Source organism: Nonomuraea sp. NPDC051941 (assembly GCF_044593615.1).
This window is the reverse complement of the sequence record NZ_JBIUCF010000139.1, coordinates 1-2007: the sequence shown is the minus strand read 5'-3', so window position 1 is coordinate 2007 and position 2007 is coordinate 1. Positions and strand designations below refer to the sequence as shown.

General features: G+C 72.3%; 1 protein-coding gene. It reads left to right on the top strand.

The window, feature by feature from the left end:
- Nucleotides 1-2007 (top strand): acyltransferase domain-containing protein (locus tag ACIHFD_RS67810; protein WP_397375961.1); only part of this gene is annotated, 2007 nt, incomplete at both ends.

Below are 2007 nucleotides of genomic sequence, written 5' to 3'. Positions count from 1 at the left end.
GGATGCGGTGCTGGTGTTCCCGGGTCAGGGGGCGCAGTGGGCCGGGATGGGGGTGGAGCTGGCGCAGGCGTCGCCGGTGTTCGCCGCCCGGCTGGCCGAGTGCGGGCAGGCGCTGAGCGAGTTCGTCGACTGGGACCTGCTCGACGTACTGCGCGGTGCGGATGGAGCTCCGACCCTGGACCGGGTGGACGTCGTCCAGCCCGCCACCTGGGCGGTCATGGTGTCCCTGGCGGCATTGTGGGAGGCGGTGGGGGTCCGCCCGGCCGCGGTGATCGGGCATTCGCAGGGTGAGGTGGCCGCGGCGTGCGTGGCCGGGGCGCTGTCGCTGCGGGACGCGGCCCGCGTGGTCGCCCAGCGCGGCAAGGTCATCCGCAGGGAGCTCGCCGGGACGGGCGGCATGCTGGCCGTGCTGCTGCCGTACGAGGAGCTGGTGCGGCGGCTCGAACCGTGGAGCGACCGGCTCTCGGTAGCCGCCGTGAACGGCCCGACCTCCGTCGTCGTGTCCGGCGGCGCCGCCGACCTGGACGAGTTCTTCGCGGCGATCACCGGTGAGGGCGTGCAGGCTCGAAAGATCAAGGTGGACTACGCCTCCCACTCCGCCCAGGTGGAGGGGCTCCGCGAGACCGTCCTCGCCGAACTGGCCGGGCTTGAACCTCGCTCCGCCGACGTGCCGTTCTACTCCACGGTCGTGGCGGAGTCGCTGGACACCGAGCGGCTGGGGGCCGACTACTGGTACACCAACCTGCGCCAGCGCGTGCGTTTCGAGGACGCCGTACGAGTCGCGATTCGCGACGGTCACGACTTCTTCCTCGAGGTGAGCCCGCATCCGGTGCTGACGATGGCGGTGCAGGACATCCTGGACGTCACCGCCCCGTCGGGGGTCGCGGTGGCATCGCTGCGGCGCGGCGAGGGCGGCGCGGGGCGGTTCGTACGTTCGGCGGGTGAGGCGTTCGCCGCCGGGGTGGGGGTGGACTGGCTACGACTCCTGTCTGGCACCAGCGTGGGTGCCGAGTTGCCCACGTATGCGTTCCAGCACCGGCGTTACTGGCTGGAGCCTTCCGTCGCGGGGGCTGCGGACGCGGGTGGGCTGGGCCTGACGCGGGTGGACCATCCGCTGCTGGGGGCGGCTGTGGAGCTGCCCGATCAGGGTGGGGTGGTGCTGACCGGGCGGATCTCGACCGCTACGCATCCGTGGCTGGCGGATCACGGGGTGGGGGAGACGGTGGTCTTCCCCGGCACCGGGTTCGTGGAGCTGGTGGTGCGGGCGGGTGACGAGGTCGGCTGTCCGGTGGTGGAGGAGCTGACGCTTGAGGCGCCGCTGGTGATCGGGGGTGACGAGCCGGTCCAGCTTCAGGTGGCGGTGTCCGCTGCTGGTGAGGACGGTCGGCGTGAGGTGGCGGTGCACGCCCGTACCGGCCGGCGGCCTTGGACGCGTCACGCCGCGGGCACCCTGGCCGTGACGAGCAGTGCGGCCGGTTCTGCTGATGAGCAGTGGCCGCCCGCGGGGGCGCAGGCGGTGGACGTGTCCGGTCACTACGAGGCGTTGGCTCGTGCCGGGTATGGCTATGGTCCGGCGTTCCAGGGGCTCAAGCGGGCCTGGGTGCGTGGCGCAGAGGTGTTCGCCGAGGTGGAGCTCGACGAGCGGGAGGCCGCCGAGGCCGGCGGTTATGGCATCCACCCGGCGCTGCTGGACGCGGCCCTGCATGCCACCGGTCTCGTCGAGCAGTTTGAGGGGGTCGCGCTGCCGTTCGCCTGGAACGGGGTGGAGCTCCTGGCTTCCGGTGCTCAGCAGGTGCGCGTTCACGTCCTTCCGGCTGAGGGTGGGGCTTCCAGCATCCGGATTGCCGACGGCACCGGCGCGCCGGTCGCGGTCGTCGCGAGCTTGATCTCGCGTCCGCTGCCCGCAGATGGGCTGTCGTCGCGTCCGCAGGCTGGGCACGATGCGCTGCATCGTGTGCAGTGGGTGCCGCTGCCGGGCGAGCCGGTCGGTTCTGGGGTCGGAGATGT